A 15,992-nucleotide genomic window follows, 5' to 3' on the forward strand; every position below is an offset into this window, starting at 1 on the left:
ATGAAAATTTGGTCACACTTTCGCTGATGATGCAAGTGGTTTTCATGCACATGAAGGAAGCGGTTTGACGTGAGCGGTGGCAAACGAATGCGCAAACCGGCGGCAACCAAGCCGGCGAAGCGGGTGAAGCCCAAAGCCGTCACCAAGCCGGCGGAGCCTGCGATGGACGTGGCGGTCGGCCGCCGCATCCGGGATCTCAGGCGCGTCAGGCAATTCTCGCTGGAAACGGTCGCGGCGCGCACCTCACTGTCGATCGGCTTTCTCAGCCAGATCGAGCGCGGCCTGTCGTCACCATCGCTGCGCGTGCTGGCGACGCTCGCGGATGTGCTCGGCGTCGGCATCGCCGCACTGTTCGGCGCAAGCCCGAGCGCCGACGGCACCTCCGATCAGGTGGTGACGCGTGGGCTGCAGCGGCCCGAGTTGAAGCTCTGGCGCACCGGCGTGTCGAAGCAATTGCTGAGCCCGGCCAGCGCTGACAACAAGCTCAATCTGTTCCTGGTGCATCTGGAGCCCGGCGGCTCCACCGGCGACGAGCTCTACACCCATGACGGCGAAGAGGCCGGCCTCGTGCTCGAGGGCGAGATGATGCTGACAGTGGACAGCGAGACATGGTCGCTGAAGACCGGCGACAGCTTTCGCTTTGCCAGCCGAAGGCCGCACCGGTTTTCAAATCCGGCCGAGGATGCGAAGGCTGTGGTGCTGTGGGTGAACTGCGTGACGGGCTAGCCGAGCTTACGATCAAGCAAGGCGCCCACAGGGAACTGCATCGCATAGATCATGCGACAGACTTCATAGCGGTGTAGCAGCCCCCTCTCCTAGGCCCACTGAGGCTGTGAGTGCGGAGCATCGTGGACCGTGGGAGAGCAACCGTCAGTTAGCAGCTTGAAGTAAATATGATAGATCAAGTTGAACAGAACTTCGCAGTATATACTTGGATTGTTATAACCATTTTCCCTCGAGTAGCGGTGGGGTACAAAGCCCGACCTGCAGATATTGTAGACCGGACACTCGGAACATTTTTGGGGTACCCGTTCCGTCTGGTTCAACTTCTTGAAAGTAGGATCATCAAAGACCCTCGAAATCGAGTCACGATGTACATTGAACTCGAAATGTGCCCCACTCTTGTTTATTCGCGAAACGTCGTGGGCTTCAATATCGCCATCGCTGTCGATAATGATCGACCGACACTCAGCCGATCCGACAAGGTCAGAGCTGGCGTCCGCTCCGACTATTTTGTTGATAATATCCTCAAAGAAGCGAATATTTGTGCGTGGATAGTCCTTCCACCACTCGTCAAAAAGCTCCATCAAAAAGCTAGAGAATTCGTTGAGTGAACTCTTGACGTATGTTGACATGGTATCGTGATCGGCGTCAGGCAGGAGAATATTCATCCTTTCAACACAGAGTTCTGACGTCATAAATTCATAATACTCCCTTCCCGAAATCGATGGATCGATAACGGTGATCACTCCTCGAAACCGCAAATCGGCGGCACTCTGCGCAAGGACTAATCCTCGGGTAGCCTCGGCGTAAGTTCCTTTACCTTTGTGATCAACCCGCCACCTATCATTGATCAATCGCGGGCCATCCAGACTAATCCCTACATTGACCTTGTATCTCGCAAGCAGCTCGATCCATTCATTGTCCAACAACGTTCCATTCGTTTGAACTGTAAAGCCGAGACGATCTGCCGAGCAGATGCTCAGCAGTTCATCCAACATCTCTTTGAAATATCTCTTCCCAACAAGGAGGGGCTCACCGCCGTGAAAAGTAACAATCACGTGCTCCAGACCGTACTCCTCGATGTATTCGTTTATTCGCAGGCCGAGCACCGCAACAGTCTCTCTAGATATCCGCCGGGAAGTGGATTTGTACGACTCGTCTCCCCTGAAGTACATGTAACAATACTTGCATGCTATGTTGCAGTGGCTCGCAACCTTCACCACCAACTGCGTTGGCACCATTTTATGCGGGTTCATGGAAAGATCACTCCAGGACGCCAAGTCCTCCGTTGACGCATGGGAGGACTTGGCATTGTGTCACTCACGAGCGACTGTGCGAGCAATCCTTGTCGTGGCTATTGCTCTTGGTGTAGGGGCAACTCGGAGAACCCTGAGCAAGCAAATTGAGTTTCTCGGGCGCATTACTCCCGGCCGACAGCGTTGGAAAACGCTTTGACAACCGAAGCGAGAACTCTTCGGCATCAAGACAGCCCGAATTTTCAAGAATCTTCGCCTGTGCCTCTGGGTCAAATCTATTGAAGCTAGCATTCACTGCCTCAAACCAGGCGTCACGTCCTGGCCGTGCCGAAGCAGAAGTAGCTAGCCCCCCCGCGGCAAGTCCGGCCACACTCAACTGAACAACCGATCGTCGGGAAATTTCAGCCATTGACAATCTCCATTGGATAGACAACCGTGCAACAATACATCAACTTTTAATTGTGTAAATCGCTTTTCCCGCATTTCTGGACCCACTGGACTCCAACGAGCCATCGAGAAACTCTAGTGCTTGGGATCATCCAAGACACCCCGCTAGTTTACTGGCTGCTTGCCGTTGCCTTCGGCCTTGCAATCGAATGCACAGCCAAGCGCAAGATTTCGTTGCATCACCTGTGCGTCAATATTGCTAGTGGGATACTGGTCCTGCTCTCAGGCTACTTGATTGCAGCCCCCATCATCACCGGTTTAGCTAATATCGCACGCTCGCTAGTAGGTGTTGGCTGGATTGACCTTCGCATCTTTTCGGAGACGGAATTTGTTTCTGAGATTGGTGCGGCCGCACTCTACTTATTTATCTTCGATTTCTTTTACTATTGGTGGCACCGCTCTCAGCATGTGTATCCATCCCTTTGGGAACAGCACGCCGTACATCACAGTGATACAGAATTCGGTGTGACGACTTTTCTTCGTCAACACTGGACTGAAGTTATTTTTCAAGCCTTTCTGATCCACCTTCCCATCATTATTGCTTTCCGACTAACGCCTGTCACTTTCTGGGTCATTTCCGGAATCATTGCGAGCTTTAGCTTTTTCACACATCTAAATCTCCCAATACAGCTGGGAAGCTGTGCCTGGCTTATTACTTCCCCACAGTTGCATCGCTTACATCATTCCAAGTTGCCACAACACGCTAACCACAATTTTGCGGCCTTTTTTTCCGGTGTGGGATTTGGTGTTTGGCACCTACCAAGCGCCGATTCGGGATGAATTCCCTCCCACAGGTTTGATGTCGAATGAAAAGATTGAGTCTCTGACAGAGGTTGTGGGCTGGCCTATGAGGCGATGGATAGCAACACTGACTAAAATGAATCGTCGCTTGAGACGATAGTGACCTTCTTAGCCCACGGCTCACGCTTCGATCTTTCCAAAGCGCAACGGTAAACCGCCTAGCTTATCGTGCCGGGAAGCACATTACCCGAACCGGTGCTGATACCGCTCCACCGTCAGCGCACTCACATCGATGTCCGGCTTCTTGCCCGACAGCATGTCTGCGAGCACGCGCCCGGAGCCGCAGGACATGGTCCAGCCGAGCGTGCCGTGGCCGGTGTTGAGGTGGAGATTGGCGTATTGCGTCGGGCCGATCACCGGCGGGCCGTCCGGCGTCATCGGACGCAGGCCGCTCCAGAACGTCGCCTTGGCGAGATCGCCGCCGCGCGGGAACAGATCGGTCAGCGAATGATCGAGCGTAGCGCGGCGCGCATCGTAGAGCTTGTCCGAATAGCCCGAGATTTCGGCGGTGCCGCCGACGCGGATTCGATTGCCGAGCCGCGTGATCGCGACCTTGTAGCTCTCGTCCATCACGGTCGATTCCGGCGCGCCTGCGGCCTCCTTGATCGGCACCGTGATCGAATAGCCCTTCACCGGATAGACCGGCAGCGAAATGCCGAGCGGCGCGGCGAGCCGCGACGACCAGCTTCCGAGCGCGAGGACGTAAGCGTCGGCCTGCAATGTGCCGGCACTGGTCACAACACCGCTGACGCGCGCGCCGTCGGTGATGATGCGGTCGATGCCGGTGTTGAACATGAAACGCACGCCGAGCGCCTCGGCATGCTTGGCCAGCGCCTGCGTGAACATGTGGCAGTCGCCGGTCTCGTCCTGCGGCAGACGAAGCCCGCCGACGAACTTTTCCTTCACGCCTGCGAGCGCCGGCTCGACCGCGATGCAGCCCTCGCGGCTCAGTACCTCGAACGGCACGCCGTATTGCTTGAGCACGGCGATGTCCTCAGCGGTGCCGTCGAGCTGGGCCTGGTAACGGAACAGCTGCAGCGTGCCTTGCGAGCGCTCATCATACTGGATGCCGATGTCGCGGCGCAGATCGCGCAGGGAATCGCGGCTGTACTCCGCGATCGGGATCATCCGGCTCTTGTTGACCGCGTAACGTGCGCTGGTGCAATTGCGCAGCATCTTGAGCAGCCAGACCCACATCACCGGATCGAGCTTCGGCCGGATCACGAGCGGGCCGTGCTTCATCAGCAGCCACTTGACCGCCTTTACCGGCACGCCGGGGCCCGCCCAGGGCGAGGAATAGCCGGGCGACACTTCGCCGGCGTTGGCGAAAGAGGTCTCCAGCGCCGGCTCAGGCTGACGGTCGACGACCGTGACCTCGTGGCCGGCACGCGCAAGGTAGTAGGCAGAGGTGACACCGATGACACCGCTGCCGAGGATCAGAACTTTCACGCTTGGTCAAACTCCCGCGGCATCACGCTCGCCGCTGCAAGGAAACAACTCGCAACGGCGAGAGCAATTATCAGGCCACCCGCTTGATGGCGTCACCAAGGATCGACACGATATCGTCGATATGGCTCTTCTCGACAATGAGCGGGGGCGACAGCGCAAAGGAGTCGCCGCTCATGCGGAAGTACAGCCCGCGATTGAAGCAGTCGACCATGACGTCGTAGCCACGCGCACCGACCGCACCGTCACGCGGCGACAGCTCGACGGCGCCCATCAGCCCGCAATTGCGGATGTCGATGACGTTGGGCAGGCCTTTCAGCGAATGCAGCGCGTCGCGCCAGTATTCGGCGATCGACGCACCGCGCGTGAGCAGGCCCTCGTCCTTGTAGATGTCGAGCGTCGCGATGCCCGCAGCGCAGGCGGTCGGATGCGCCGAATAGGTGTAGCCGTGGAACAGCTCCATGACGTTTTCCGGGCCGATCATCATGGCGTCATGCACCTTGCGATGCGCGAACACCGCGCCGCAGGGAATGGTGCCGTTGGTGATGCCCTTGGCGGTCGTCATCATATCAGGCGTGACGCCGAAGAAGTTGGCGGCGAACGGCGTGCCGAGACGGCCGAAGCCGGTGATGACCTCGTCGAAGATCAGGAGGATGCCGTGCTTGTCGCAGATCTCGCGCAGGCGCTGCAGGTAGCCCTTCGGCGGCGGCAGCACCGCGGTCGAGCCCGGCACCGGCTCGACGATGACGGCGGCGATCGTCTCGGCGCCGTGCAGAGCCACCAGCCGCTCGAGATCGTCGGCGAGCTCGGCGCCATGCTCCGGCTGGTCCTTGGCGAAGGCGTTGCGGGTGAGATCGTGGGTATGGCGGATGTGGTCGACGCCCGGCAGCAGCGTCGCGAAGGCGCGGCGGTTGGCGACCATGCCGCCGACCGAGGTGCCGCCGAAGCCGACACCGTGATAGCCGCGCTCACGGCCGATCAGGCGGGTGCGGCTCGCCTGGCCGTTGGCGCGGTGATAGGCGAGCGCGATCTTCAGCGCGGTGTCGACCGATTCGGAGCCGGAATTGGTGAAGAAGATGCGGTCGAGGCCCTTCGGCGCGATCTCGGCGAGACGCTCGGCGAAGTCGAACGCCAGCGGATGGCCCATCTGGAACGACGGCGCGAAGTCCAGCGTCATCAGCTGGCGCTCGACTGCGGCGGCGATCTGCTTGCGGCCGTGGCCGGCATTGACGCACCACAGGCCGGCGGAGCCGTCGATCACCTTGCGGCCGTCGACGGTGGTGTAGTGCATGCCCTCGGCCGAGGAGAACAGGCGCGGCGCCTTCTTGAACTGCCGGTTGGCCGTGAACGGCATCCAGAACGAGTCGGTCTTGATAGTGTTCGGAATCTGATGAAGGGTCACGGCCGCGCTCCTTTGCTGACCCTCTAGCAGAGCCACGGCTTGGAATGCGCAACAAGTCCTTTTCTGGTGACCTGCAAGCCATTGATTTAGCTGGGGCTGTCGGGCCATATTTGCGCGATCCGCAACACCTGCAACACAGGACCTGGGCCATGAGCGTCGACATCGGTGGACGGCTGCGATTCATCCGGGCGCGCCACAAGCTGTCGCAGCGCGAGCTGGCCAAGCGTGCCGGGGTCACCAATTCGACGATTTCGCTGATCGAATCCAACCAGATGAACCCCTCGGTCGGCGCGCTCAAGCGCATCCTCGACGGCATCCCGATGGGGCTCGCCGAGTTTTTCGCGCTGGAGCCGGAGTCCAGGCGCAAGATCTTCTACCGCGCCGAGGAGCTGACCGAAGTCGGCAAGAAGCCGATCTCGTACCGGCAGGTCGGCGACAATCTGTTCGGTCGCAGCCTGCAGATCCTGAAAGAACGCTACGAGCCCGGCAGCGACACCGGACGCGTCCACCTCGTCCATGACGGCGAGGAAGGCGGCATCGTGATCTCGGGCAAGCTCGAAGTCACCGTCGAGGACGAGCGGCGCATCCTCAACCCCGGCGATGCCTATTACTTCGAGAGCCGCCGCCCGCATCGGTTCCGCTGCGTCGGCGGCAAGCCGTGCGAGGTGATCTCGGCCTGCACGCCGCCGACGTTCTGAATTGCGAACAGTCGCATCCGGAAGGTTGCGGGCGGCCACCGGTATCTTACGGTGGTTGAGCCATCTCATTTCTGTGCGCCAGACCGCTATATATTACGAACCGTAGCCGAGCAGCCTGGCTTAGAGGTGCTGAGGTTATGGCCCCGGACTCCAGGGTATTCCGGGGCCGCTTCGTAACAGAGGCCCGCGCATGAAGATCACTCTTGTCAATGCGGAAGCTGCGCTCGACGAAGTCCTGCGCGACACCGACAAGCTCCACTCGCGCGAGCTGCGCAAGGCCATCGCAAAACACATCGAAGCGCAGAGAGAGCAGATCAAGGCTCTCCGCAGGATGGTGAACTGATCGCCGCTGCGGAGCGAGCAGGGCTCGCCCCGCCTGCCGCCTCAACGCTGCGTCAGCAACTCCTCAATCCGGATCGGGAATTTGCGCACGCGCACACCGGTCGCGTGCCAGACGGCGTTCGCGACCGCGCCGGCACTGCCGGTGATGCCGATCTCGCCGACGCCCTTGATGCCGAGCGCGTTGACATGCGGGTCGTGCTCCTCGACCGTGATCATTTCGAGCGGCGGCACGTCGGCATTCACGGGGACATGGTACTCGCCGAGATCAGCGTTCATGATCCGGCCGCTGCGCCGGTCGGTGACGGCCTCCTCGTGCAACGCAAACGACATCCCCCAGATCATGCCGCCGAACAGCTGGCTTTGCACCATCCGCGGGTTGACGATGCGCCCGGCCGCGAAGGCGCCGACCATGCGGGTGACGCGGACCTGGCCGAGCTCGGGATCGACCTTCACCTCCGCGAACACGGCGCCATGGGCATGCATCGCATATTCCTCCATCGCCGCAGGGTTCGGCGCACCGGTGCCGCGCGCCTCGACCTCGGCGACGCCGGCGCGCGCGAGGATCTCCGTGTAGCTCTCGCCGCGGCTCTCGTCGTCGCGTCGGATCAACCGGCCGTCGCGCGCGATCACGCCGGCATTGCCGGCCCCGAACAGCGGCGATCGCTCGTCACCGGTGGCAAGATCGGCGAGCTTTGCGATCACGGCCGCGCCGGCGCTGTGGATCGCAGCTCCCGCGGTCGCGGTGTGCGCGGAGCCGCCGGCGATGCCGGCATCGGGCAGGTCCGATGTCCCCGCCTTGAACGCGACGCGGTCGATATCGAGGCCGACGGCGTCGGCGGCGATCTGGGCCAGGGCCGTCCAGGCGCCCTGCCCCATGTCGTGCGCACCGATCTCCATCACGCCTGAGCCGTCGCGGCGGATCGCCGCGCGCGCTTCGGCCTGGAACATCAGTGCCGGGAAGGTCGCGGTGCCCATGCCCCAGCCGACCAGCAGGCCGGCATCATCGCGCATCTGCCGCGGCTGCAGCGGACGCTTCTCCCAGCCGAAGCGCGCCGCGCCCTGATCGTAGCAGGCCCGCAGCGCCTTTGACGAGAACGGTTTGCCGGTGATCGGCTCGACCTCGGCATAGTTCTTCAGGCGGAAGGCGAGCGGATCGATGCCGCAGGCCCAGGCCATCTCGTCGATCGCGCTCTCCAGGGCGATTGATCCCGTCGCCTCGCCCGGTGCGCGCATGAACAGCGGCGTGCCGGTGTTGACGCGCACGGCGTCATGTGAGGTGCGGATCGCAGGTGCCGCATAGAGCGTGTGCGAGGCGTCGGCCGCCGGCTCGTAGAAATCGTCGAACGTGCTCGACACGGTCCTCGCATGGTGATCGAGCGCGGTCAGACGTCCCTCGCCGTCGGCGCCGATGCGCAAGCGCTGACGGGTCGGCGCGCGATGGCCGACCGGGCCATACATCTGCTCACGGCGCAGCACCAGCTTGACCGGCCTGCCGACCAGCTTCGCGGCCATGATGCCGAGGACCGGCGGACCGCCCATGAGCCCCTTCGATCCGAAGCCGCCACCGAGGAACGGGCTGCGGATGTGGATCTTGTCGTGCGCGATGCCGAACAGCTCGGCGATGCGCGCGAGCGACAGCTTCAGGCCCTGGGTCGGCATGTCCACGGACAGCTTGTCGCCATCCCAGCGAGCCACGACCGCATGCGGCTCCATCGCGTTGTGATATTGCGGCGGCGTCTCATAGGTCGCGTCGATTTGCGTCTCGGCCGAGGCAAGGCCCGCCTCGACATCGCCGCGGTGATTTTCGGTGGGGTTGCCGACGCCGACGACGGGCGGCACAAAACTCTCGCCGGCATCGAGGCCGATGAGCGGAGGCTGCGCCTCGTAGCGCGGCGCCAGCAGCGCGGCACCTTCCGTCGCGGCTTCAAGCGTCTCGGCGATCACGACGGCGATCGGCTGATTGGCGTAGCGGACCTCGTTGCTCTGCAAAGCCTCCATCCGAAACACGAAGGGATTGGTCTTGATCTCGGGGTCGATGGCGAGCGGTGGCTTGTGGTCCGGCGTCATGACGTCGACGACGCCGGGATGACGTTTGGCGGCAGCGACATCGAGCGACGCCACACGTCCGCGCGCGATGCTGGAGGTCGCGATCACCGCAAACAGCATGCCGGGCGGATGATTGTCGGCGGCATAGGTCGCCTGCCCCGTGACCTTGAGGACGCCGTCACGGCGGGTCAGCGGCTGGCCGATGTTCGAGCCGTGCCTGAGATGGGCGGGTGCGCTGGTGAGGTTGAGCTCAGGCATGGATGGCTCCGGACGTCGAGGCAAAGGGAGAGGCCGGCAGGGCGGGCAGGCGCGCGGGCGTCCCGGCGGCGGCGAGGGTCAGCGCGCGCACGACGATGCGGCGCGCGAGCTCGATCTTGAAGGCGTTGTCGCCGGACGGCTTTGCGTCGGTGAGCGCACGCCAGGCGGCTTCCTGGAAGGCGTCGGCCGTGGGCGCGACGCTCTTGAGAACGTCCTCCGCAGCGCGGGCGCGCCAGGGCTTTGCGGCGACACCGCCAAGTGCGAGCCGCGCTTCGGCGATCCTGCCGTTCTCGATCCGCAACGCAGCCGCGGCCGAGACCACCGCGAAGGCGTAGGAGGTGCGCTTGCGAACCTTGAGGTAGCGCGCATGCGCGGCAAATTCGCGGGCCGCCGGCGGCAGGCGCACCGCAACGATGAGATCGCCGGGCTCGAGCGCGGACTCGCGCCCGGGCGTATCGCCGGGCAGGCGATGCAGCTCGTCGAGCGCGATCTCGCGCCGGCCATCCCGTCCCTCGATCTCCACGACGGCATCGAGCGCGACCAGCGGCACGCAGAAGTCGGAGGGATGCGTGGCGATGCAATTCTCGCTCCAGCCGAGCACCGCGTGGGTGCGGTTCTCGCCGCCGCGGGCGTCGCAGCCGCTGCCGGCCTCGCGCTTGTTGCAGCGGCTGGCAGTGTCGTAGAAATACGCACAACGCGTCCGTTGCAAGAGATTGCCGCCGACGGTCGCGGCGTTGCGCAATTGCGCGGATGCACCGGAGAGAAGGGCTTCCGCGACGGCGGGATAGGCCCTTGCGAAGTCCGCATCATGCGCGAGATCGGCGTTGCTCACCAGGGCGCCGATGCGCAGGCCGCCATCGGCGAGGCGCTCGATGCCGTCGAGCCCTTCGAGGTGCGTGACGTCGACGAGACGATCCGGACGGCTGACGCCACCTTTCATCAGATCGAGCAGATTGGTGCCAGCGGCGAGATAGACGGCGCCGGGCTGGGCGGCGGCGGCAACGGCTTCAGTGACGGTGGCGGGCCTGACATAATCGAACGGTTTCATGCCGGGCGCCTCTGTTTGGTTTCGTCAGCGCGTCCTTGCGCGTCGAGCACGGCATCGACGATGCCGGCATAGGCGCCGCAGCGGCACAGATTGCCGCTCATGCATTCGCGGATGCGTTCGGGATCGTTGCCGGCCTGCGCTTCCTGCATCATGCCGATCGCGCTCATGATCTGGCCGGGCGTGCAGAAGCCGCACTGAAAGCCGTCATGGGCGATGAAGGCGGCCTGCACCGGATGCAGCTGGTCGCCGCGCGCAACGCCCTCGATGGTGAGGATATCGGCTCCGTCATGACTGACCGCGAGCGCGAGGCACGAGTTGATACGCTTGCCGTCGACCAGAATTGTGCAGGCGCCGCACTGGCCGCGGTCGCATCCCTTCTTGGTTCCGGTGAGATGGAGGCGCTCACGCAAGAGATCGAGCAGCGTGACGCGCGGATCGTCGAGGACGAAGTCGCGCCGCGCACCGTTCACGGTGAGGCTGATGGAGTGGTTCATACAAGGCTCCGATCAGATTTGGACATGAGTGATCGCGCAGCGCGCCACCGCCGTGGCCGCCGTCGATCTACGTTGACGCGGGCAGAAGCCGGCCAACATCCAGGCGAAGATACGGAGGCTCCCTCCGCTTAACAAGGGCCGGTGGAAAAATATTGGAATTGGTCAAAAGCCCATGCGCCACCAACGCGATGCAGCCCGGCAAGGGTTCAACAAGGGTTCAATCTAACCAATTCGTGATCTACATTGCCCGATATGGACGACCACAGCGACCAGACCCGGAAGCCCCGCGCCGATGCCGTGCGCAATCGCGAGCGCGTGCTCGAAGCCGCCAAGGCCGTTTTCAACGCGGGCGGCCCGGAAGCGAGCCTGGAGGCCGTGGCCAAGCGCGCCGGCGTCGGCATCGGCACGCTCTATCGGCATTTTCCGACGCGCGAGGATCTGTTCGAGGCCGTGTACCGACGCGAGGTCGAGCAGCTCAGCGAGCTTGCCGAGCATCTGCGAAGCGCCAAGGATCCGGTCGAGGCGCTGCGGCGCTGGCTGCAGTCCGCCGTCGAATTCGTCGCCACGAAAAAAGGCATGTTGGCCGCGCTGGCGCTGGCGTATCAGAGCTCGTCGGAACTTGCCGTTTTCTCGATGGACCGGCTGACCAAGGCGATCGGCTCGCTGCTCGAGCGCGCGGTCGCAGCCGGCCAGATGCGCGCCGACATCGTTCCGGAGGACCTGCTGCGGGCGTTTTTCGGGATGTGCTACATGCACGATAAGCCGGGATGGCAATCCTCGGTGCTGCGCCTGCTCGACGTGTTCGTCGACGGGCTGCGGGTGCAATCCGCTGCCAAGACCAGGGCGCGCGTGGCCAAGCCAGCGAAGCCGGCGGTGAAACGGAAGCGATAGCGCGCCCGTATTTCCCTGAGGTCATGCTAGGATCAGCATTGCCGGGATTTCAACGCGGAGCCTGTCATGCGCATTGCCGCCTTGCTGGTCGCTCTCATTATTGCCTTCAACCCTATCTCAGCACGCGCCGACGATGTCGCGACGGCACAGGGCGTCATCCGCGCCCAGGAGCAGGCTTTTGCGCGCGACGATGCGGCCGCGGCCTATTCCCACGCCGCGCCGGCGATCAAGGAGATCTTCCCTGCACCCGACATCTTCATGTCCCTGGTGCAGAACGGCTACGCGCCGGTCTACCGGCACAAGAGTTTCGAGTTCGGAGACAGCAAGAGCGAAGGCGGCTGGATCGCACAGCGCGTTCATATCATCGACGCCAATGGCGAGGCGTGGGAGGCCCTGTACACGCTCGAGCAGCAGGCGGACGGCAGCTACAAGATCACCGGCTGCTCGCTGCTGAAGGCGGGACAGGCGGCTTAGGTTGCAAAGCCCGGTCCGGTCCTGGCCGACTTCATCCGCGAGCGGATCAGCAGCGTCAGGACGATGCCGATATTGAGCGCGTTCCACGCCACACCGTTCGCGAACGCCGCGGCGTAGGAACCGGTCGCATCGAAGATGATGCCCGACACCCAGCCGCCGAAGGACATGCCGAACACCGAGGCGAAGATCACGATGCCGACGCGCGTTGCGGCTTCGCTCGCCGGCATCGCCTCGCGCACGATGATGGCGTAGCTCGGCACGATGCCGCCCTGGAACAGGCCGAACATCGCGGAGATGAGATAGAGCGAGGCGAGGCTGTCGAAGAACAGATAGAACACCAGCGCGAATCCCTGCGCCAGCGATCCCACCAGCAGCGTGCGGATGCCGCCGATCTTGTCGGCGAGGAAGCCCGAGCCGATCCGGCAGACGATGCCGCAGGCCATCATCAGCGACAGCATCTCGGCGCCGCGCGCCACGCCGTAGCCGAGATCGCCGCAATAGGCGACGATATGCACCTGCGGCATCGCCATGGCGACACAGCAGGAAATGCTGGCGATCGAGAGCAGCACCGTCAGCGTGTTGGTCGACAGCTTGAGATCGACGCGCGGCGGCGGCGCATTGGCGTGGTCGTGGACCTTGTCGTGACCAATCTGTGCGCGCAGGACCAGCACGAGGATCGTCATCAGGCTGACGCAGACGAGCCCGATGCCGATATGAGTGTAGCGCCAGCCAACCTCCTGCATGCCCCAGTTCACGATCGGGGGCCACATCGTTCCGGCGAAATAATTGCCGCTCGCGACGATGGTCACGGCGAGGCCGCGATAGCGCTCGAACCAGTGCGAAGCCTCCGCCATCAGTGGCGCGAAGGTCGCCGACGTTCCGAGCCCAATCAGAAAATAGGCTGCCACGAACTGCCAGAGTTGCCCGGACAGCCCCGCGAGCACATTGGCAACGCCGAGGAAGGCGATGCTGATCGCCATTGCCGGCACGATGCCGAATCGGTCGGTGATCTTGCCGGCGATCACGCCGCCGAGCCCGAAGCCGAACATCATGAGGGTGAAGGCCAGCGACACCGCGCCGCGGGTGGCGGAGAATTCCGTCTGCACCGCGGGAAGCATCACCACGATCGCCCACATGCCGACGCCACCGATCGAGCCGATCACCAGCGCAAGCACAAGCCGTATCCAGGCCTGACGGGAATCAGGGCTGAATGTTCCAGGCGTTTGTCCGGAGTGATTTGGCGCGTGCACGGGGCGGAACATGGCCCGCGGATCGTCACAGGGTCAAGCATCGTGGCGCGATATTGGGCATGCGCGGTGCACTGCGGTAAGAAGCAGCTTGGCGAACGCGCGATTTGCCATTAGTTTGCAATCCGCGTGAGCAAATCGCCGCGCGAAAGCATGTCGGCGGAATGTTGCTGCGATTGACACGATCGATGCGGATCAAGGTGGGACGCTTCATTGCCCTCGCCTATCTGTTTTGCGTGCTCGCGCCGGCGGCAAGCCTCGCCTGGGGCAGCGGCCCGGCGCCGTGTCTCGATGAGACCCTGCTGGCCGATCTCGCACCGGTGCATCAGCAGATGCCGGGCGGTCACATGCACGACGGCAGCTCGCACGATCACGCGGCGGCACACGCGCATCACCAGGCCGCCGCGCAGGACGCGCCCGCTTCTTCGCATCATCATGGCGGCAAGGGCACGGCCGGACCGTGCTGCGCGATGATGTGCATCAGCGCGCTGCCGGCCGATCTGCCTGGCTTCGCCAAGCCGCTTCAGCCCGTCTCCGCCTGTGCCCCCGAGATCGTGGCCAGCCTGCACAGCACGGCGCCGCCCCTGCACTACCGCCCTCCCATCGCCTGATCTGACACGACGATTTCGGGCCGAACGCGCGTTTGCGCGCGCGGACCTGTGGTCTTTCAGATCAGGGATGAATCATGCTGACGCTTTCCGTGGCGACGTCCGCCGCCGCATCTACGGCGCGAGGACGACACTTTCGATTCCATTGGCCGTTGCTGGCCGCACTTGCGCTGGCGCTGTCCGGCTGCATGCCGGCAACGACGCAAGTCGCCGGCGCCGATCCCGCTGATCCCTCGGCGAAGGTCGCGCCTGTCGGCTATGGGTCGACCATTGCGCCCTACACCAGCCTGCGGCCTGCAGCGCCGGCGCCATGGCGCGACCGCAACGAGGCCGTGACGCCGCAGCCGAAGCAAGACCGGTAGGAGCGCGCCATGACACATCAATTCGCGCGAGGCCTGCTCGTTCTCGCCACGCTCAGCCTTTGCGCACCCGGTCTTGCCGGCTGCGCCGCGTTCTCGCCCGACAGCGGCATGAGCGCGGTCTCCGAGCTGACGAGCCAGACCATCAACAAGGATGTCGCCTTCGTTCGCACGCCCGAGGGAGCGGGCGCAGTCGATGAACGTGTCCGCCAACTGCTCTCGCGGACGCTGAACGTGGAGACCGCCGTTCAGATCGCACTGCTCAACAACAAGGGATTGCAAGCCGTCTATAACGAGCTGGCGCTGGCCGAGACCGATCTGGTCGAGCAGAGCCTGCCGTCCAATCCCGTGTTCTCGATCTCGCGGATATCAGGCAACGGCGCCAGCGAGATCGAGCGCCAGGTGGTCGGCGACATCCTTGCGCTCGCCACCCTGCCGTTCCGCTCCGACATTGCCCGCGACCGGTTCCGCCAGGCGCAGTTGCGCGCGGCGCTGGCGACGTTGCGGCTCGCCGCCGACGTCCGCGGCACCTACGTGCGTGCTGTCGCCGGCAACGAGATGGTGGCGCTGCTGACGGATGCGAAGGCGACGGCGGAATCGACAGCGCAGCTCGCGGTCAAGCTCGGCGAGACCGGCTCGCTCAACAAGCTCGACCAGGCCCGCGAGCAGGTGTTTTACGCCGAGACCACCGCCGACCTCGCCAGCGCGCGCCAGGCTGCGGCGAGTGCGCGCGAAAAGCTCGCGCGGCTGATGGGATTGTGGGACGGCGGCCTCGACTTCCGTCTGCCCAACCAATTGCCACCGCTGCCGCGCCGGCCGCAGGCACTGCCCTTGATCGAGGCCGATGCGGTGGCCCATCGCATCGATCTGCAGATCGCCCGGCTGGAGCTGACGGCGCTGGCGAAGTCGCTGAACCTCACCGAGGCGACGCGCTTCGTGACGCTGCTCGATCTCGCCGGCATCTCCCGCCGCACTCGGGATCCCGAAGGCGCGCCCTTCCGCGAACGCGGATTCGACGTGCAGTTCCAGATCCCGATCTTCGACGGCGGCGAAGTCCGCGTGCGGCAGGCGGCCGAGACTTACAATCTCGCCTTCAACCGCCTGACCGAGCGCGCCGTCAACGTGCGCTCGGAGGCACGCGATGCTTATCGTATCTATCGCTCGGCTTACGACGTCGCCAGCCACTACCAGCGCGAGATCATCCCGTTGCGTAAGATCATCACCGAGGAGATGCAGCTCCGCTTCTCCAGCATGCAGGTCGATATCTTTGCGCTGCTCACCGAGGCACGACAGCGTCTGGCCTCGCTGCGCGGCGCGATTGACGCCCGGCAACGATTCTTCCTCGCCCAGTCCGATCTGCAAACCGCCGTCAACGGCGGCGGCGCGCCTGCTGCGGGCGGCGACACTTCAACCACCATCGCCGCGGCAGCGCCTGCCGACGGCGGCCACTGA

General features: G+C 63.6%; 17 protein-coding genes. 9 read left to right on the forward strand and 8 right to left on the reverse strand.

Annotation, left to right across the window (positions count from 1 at the left end; translation table 11 throughout):
• The first annotated feature begins 87 nt into the window (after window positions 1-87).
• On the forward strand, window positions 88-726 hold the full coding sequence (locus tag XH81_RS30395; protein ID WP_038974372.1) for a helix-turn-helix domain-containing protein: 639 nt from the start codon (window positions 88-90) through the stop codon (window positions 724-726).
• 89 nt (window positions 727-815) lie between these two features.
• On the opposite strand, the gene XH81_RS30400 is transcribed toward XH81_RS30395, so the two are convergent.
• The gene (locus XH81_RS30400) at window positions 816-1,979 is read right to left on the reverse strand and encodes a radical SAM protein (protein WP_049824206.1); all 1,164 of its coding nucleotides are present in this window, start codon (window positions 1,977-1,979) and stop codon (window positions 816-818) included.
• 64 nt (window positions 1,980-2,043) lie between these two features.
• Window positions 2,044-2,388, reverse strand: a complete 345-nt coding sequence (locus XH81_RS30405; protein ID WP_131233111.1) for a hypothetical protein — start codon at window positions 2,386-2,388, stop codon at window positions 2,044-2,046.
• A 116-nt stretch (window positions 2,389-2,504) separates the two neighbouring features.
• Between XH81_RS30405 and XH81_RS30410 the strand changes: the two genes are divergently transcribed.
• Window positions 2,505-3,206 (forward strand): sterol desaturase family protein, encoded by a 702-nt coding sequence (locus XH81_RS30410; RefSeq protein ID WP_271596509.1) that lies wholly within the window; start codon window positions 2,505-2,507, stop codon window positions 3,204-3,206.
• Window positions 3,207-3,410: 204 nt separating this feature from the next.
• On the opposite strand, the gene XH81_RS30415 is transcribed toward XH81_RS30410, so the two are convergent.
• Entirely contained in the window at window positions 3,411-4,676 is a 1,266-nt protein-coding gene (locus XH81_RS30415; protein WP_028142213.1) for a D-amino acid dehydrogenase, read from the reverse strand.
• Window positions 4,677-4,746: 70 nt separating this feature from the next.
• Window positions 4,747-6,075, reverse strand: coding sequence for an aspartate aminotransferase family protein (locus XH81_RS30420; protein WP_049801758.1), 1,329 nt, complete (start codon window positions 6,073-6,075; stop codon window positions 4,747-4,749).
• A 149-nt stretch (window positions 6,076-6,224) separates the two neighbouring features.
• Here XH81_RS30420 and XH81_RS30425 point away from each other — a divergent pair, with 149 nt between their 5' ends.
• Both XH81_RS30425 and XH81_RS30430 read left to right on the forward strand, forming a co-directional pair.
• Entirely contained in the window at window positions 6,225-6,773 is a 549-nt protein-coding gene (locus tag XH81_RS30425; RefSeq protein WP_018646206.1) for a cupin domain-containing protein, read from the forward strand.
• A gap of 190 nt (window positions 6,774-6,963) precedes the next feature.
• Complete coding sequence (locus XH81_RS30430) at window positions 6,964-7,116, forward strand: hypothetical protein (RefSeq protein ID WP_162832250.1); 153 nt, start codon at window positions 6,964-6,966, stop codon at window positions 7,114-7,116.
• Window positions 7,117-7,157: 41 nt separating this feature from the next.
• On the opposite strand, the gene XH81_RS30435 is transcribed toward XH81_RS30430, so the two are convergent.
• From XH81_RS30435 to XH81_RS30445, 3 genes are read right to left on the reverse strand one after another with little or no spacing between them, the layout of a single operon-like run.
• Window positions 7,158-9,419: a xanthine dehydrogenase family protein molybdopterin-binding subunit gene (locus XH81_RS30435; protein WP_028142211.1), complete on the reverse strand. Its 2,262-nt coding sequence runs from the start codon at window positions 9,417-9,419 to the stop codon at window positions 7,158-7,160.
• Window positions 9,412-10,467, reverse strand: a complete 1,056-nt coding sequence (locus tag XH81_RS30440) for an FAD binding domain-containing protein (protein ID WP_028142210.1) — start codon at window positions 10,465-10,467, stop codon at window positions 9,412-9,414. Before XH81_RS30440 ends, XH81_RS30435 begins: the two co-directional genes overlap by 8 nt.
• Window positions 10,464-10,961 (reverse strand): (2Fe-2S)-binding protein, encoded by a 498-nt coding sequence (locus tag XH81_RS30445; protein WP_028142209.1) that lies wholly within the window; start codon window positions 10,959-10,961, stop codon window positions 10,464-10,466. Before XH81_RS30445 ends, XH81_RS30440 begins: the two co-directional genes overlap by 4 nt.
• A gap of 252 nt (window positions 10,962-11,213) precedes the next feature.
• Here XH81_RS30445 and XH81_RS30450 point away from each other — a divergent pair, with 252 nt between their 5' ends.
• Both XH81_RS30450 and XH81_RS30455 read left to right on the forward strand, forming a co-directional pair.
• Window positions 11,214-11,852, forward strand: a complete 639-nt coding sequence (locus tag XH81_RS30450) for a TetR/AcrR family transcriptional regulator (RefSeq protein ID WP_028142208.1) — start codon at window positions 11,214-11,216, stop codon at window positions 11,850-11,852.
• A 66-nt stretch (window positions 11,853-11,918) separates the two neighbouring features.
• Window positions 11,919-12,326 (forward strand): DUF4864 domain-containing protein, encoded by a 408-nt coding sequence (locus tag XH81_RS30455; RefSeq protein ID WP_028142207.1) that lies wholly within the window; start codon window positions 11,919-11,921, stop codon window positions 12,324-12,326.
• On the opposite strand, the gene XH81_RS30460 is transcribed toward XH81_RS30455, so the two are convergent.
• A complete protein-coding gene (locus tag XH81_RS30460; RefSeq protein ID WP_271596510.1) occupies window positions 12,323-13,588 on the reverse strand; it encodes an MFS transporter in 1,266 nt (421 codons plus the stop codon). The genes XH81_RS30455 and XH81_RS30460 overlap by 4 nt on opposite strands.
• 173 nt (window positions 13,589-13,761) lie before the next feature.
• Here XH81_RS30460 and XH81_RS30465 point away from each other — a divergent pair, with 173 nt between their 5' ends.
• From XH81_RS30465 to XH81_RS30475, 3 genes are all read left to right on the forward strand, one after another.
• Complete coding sequence (locus tag XH81_RS30465; protein ID WP_244439151.1) at window positions 13,762-14,184, forward strand: hypothetical protein; 423 nt, start codon at window positions 13,762-13,764, stop codon at window positions 14,182-14,184.
• A gap of 74 nt (window positions 14,185-14,258) precedes the next feature.
• Complete coding sequence (locus XH81_RS30470; protein WP_028142204.1) at window positions 14,259-14,543, forward strand: hypothetical protein; 285 nt, start codon at window positions 14,259-14,261, stop codon at window positions 14,541-14,543.
• A gap of 9 nt (window positions 14,544-14,552) precedes the next feature.
• Complete coding sequence (locus tag XH81_RS30475; RefSeq protein WP_028142203.1) at window positions 14,553-15,992, forward strand: TolC family protein; 1,440 nt, start codon at window positions 14,553-14,555, stop codon at window positions 15,990-15,992.

This window comes from Bradyrhizobium sp. CCBAU 25360 (assembly GCF_028128695.1).
GTDB classification, from domain to species: Bacteria; Pseudomonadota; Alphaproteobacteria; order Rhizobiales; family Xanthobacteraceae; genus Bradyrhizobium; species Bradyrhizobium ottawaense.

Coding starts and splice junctions, on each gene's coding strand:
- XH81_RS30395 (WP_038974372.1), top strand. CDS start 88: ATGCGCAAACCGGCGGCAACCAAGCCGGCGAAGCGGGTGAAGCCCAAA.
- XH81_RS30400 (WP_049824206.1), bottom strand. CDS start 1,979: ATGAACCCGCATAAAATGGTGCCAACGCAGTTGGTGGTGAAGGTTGCG.
- XH81_RS30405 (WP_131233111.1), bottom strand. CDS start 2,388: ATGGCTGAAATTTCCCGACGATCGGTTGTTCAGTTGAGTGTGGCCGGA.
- XH81_RS30425 (WP_018646206.1), top strand. CDS start 6,225: ATGAGCGTCGACATCGGTGGACGGCTGCGATTCATCCGGGCGCGCCAC.
- XH81_RS30430 (WP_162832250.1), top strand. CDS start 6,964: ATGAAGATCACTCTTGTCAATGCGGAAGCTGCGCTCGACGAAGTCCTG.
- XH81_RS30435 (WP_028142211.1), bottom strand. CDS start 9,419: ATGCCTGAGCTCAACCTCACCAGCGCACCCGCCCATCTCAGGCACGGC.
- XH81_RS30440 (WP_028142210.1), bottom strand. CDS start 10,467: ATGAAACCGTTCGATTATGTCAGGCCCGCCACCGTCACTGAAGCCGTT.
- XH81_RS30445 (WP_028142209.1), bottom strand. CDS start 10,961: ATGAACCACTCCATCAGCCTCACCGTGAACGGTGCGCGGCGCGACTTC.
- XH81_RS30450 (WP_028142208.1), top strand. CDS start 11,214: ATGGACGACCACAGCGACCAGACCCGGAAGCCCCGCGCCGATGCCGTG.
- XH81_RS30455 (WP_028142207.1), top strand. CDS start 11,919: ATGCGCATTGCCGCCTTGCTGGTCGCTCTCATTATTGCCTTCAACCCT.
- XH81_RS30460 (WP_271596510.1), bottom strand. CDS start 13,588: ATGTTCCGCCCCGTGCACGCGCCAAATCACTCCGGACAAACGCCTGGA.
- XH81_RS30465 (WP_244439151.1), top strand. CDS start 13,762: ATGCGGATCAAGGTGGGACGCTTCATTGCCCTCGCCTATCTGTTTTGC.
- XH81_RS30470 (WP_028142204.1), top strand. CDS start 14,259: ATGCTGACGCTTTCCGTGGCGACGTCCGCCGCCGCATCTACGGCGCGA.
- XH81_RS30475 (WP_028142203.1), top strand. CDS start 14,553: ATGACACATCAATTCGCGCGAGGCCTGCTCGTTCTCGCCACGCTCAGC.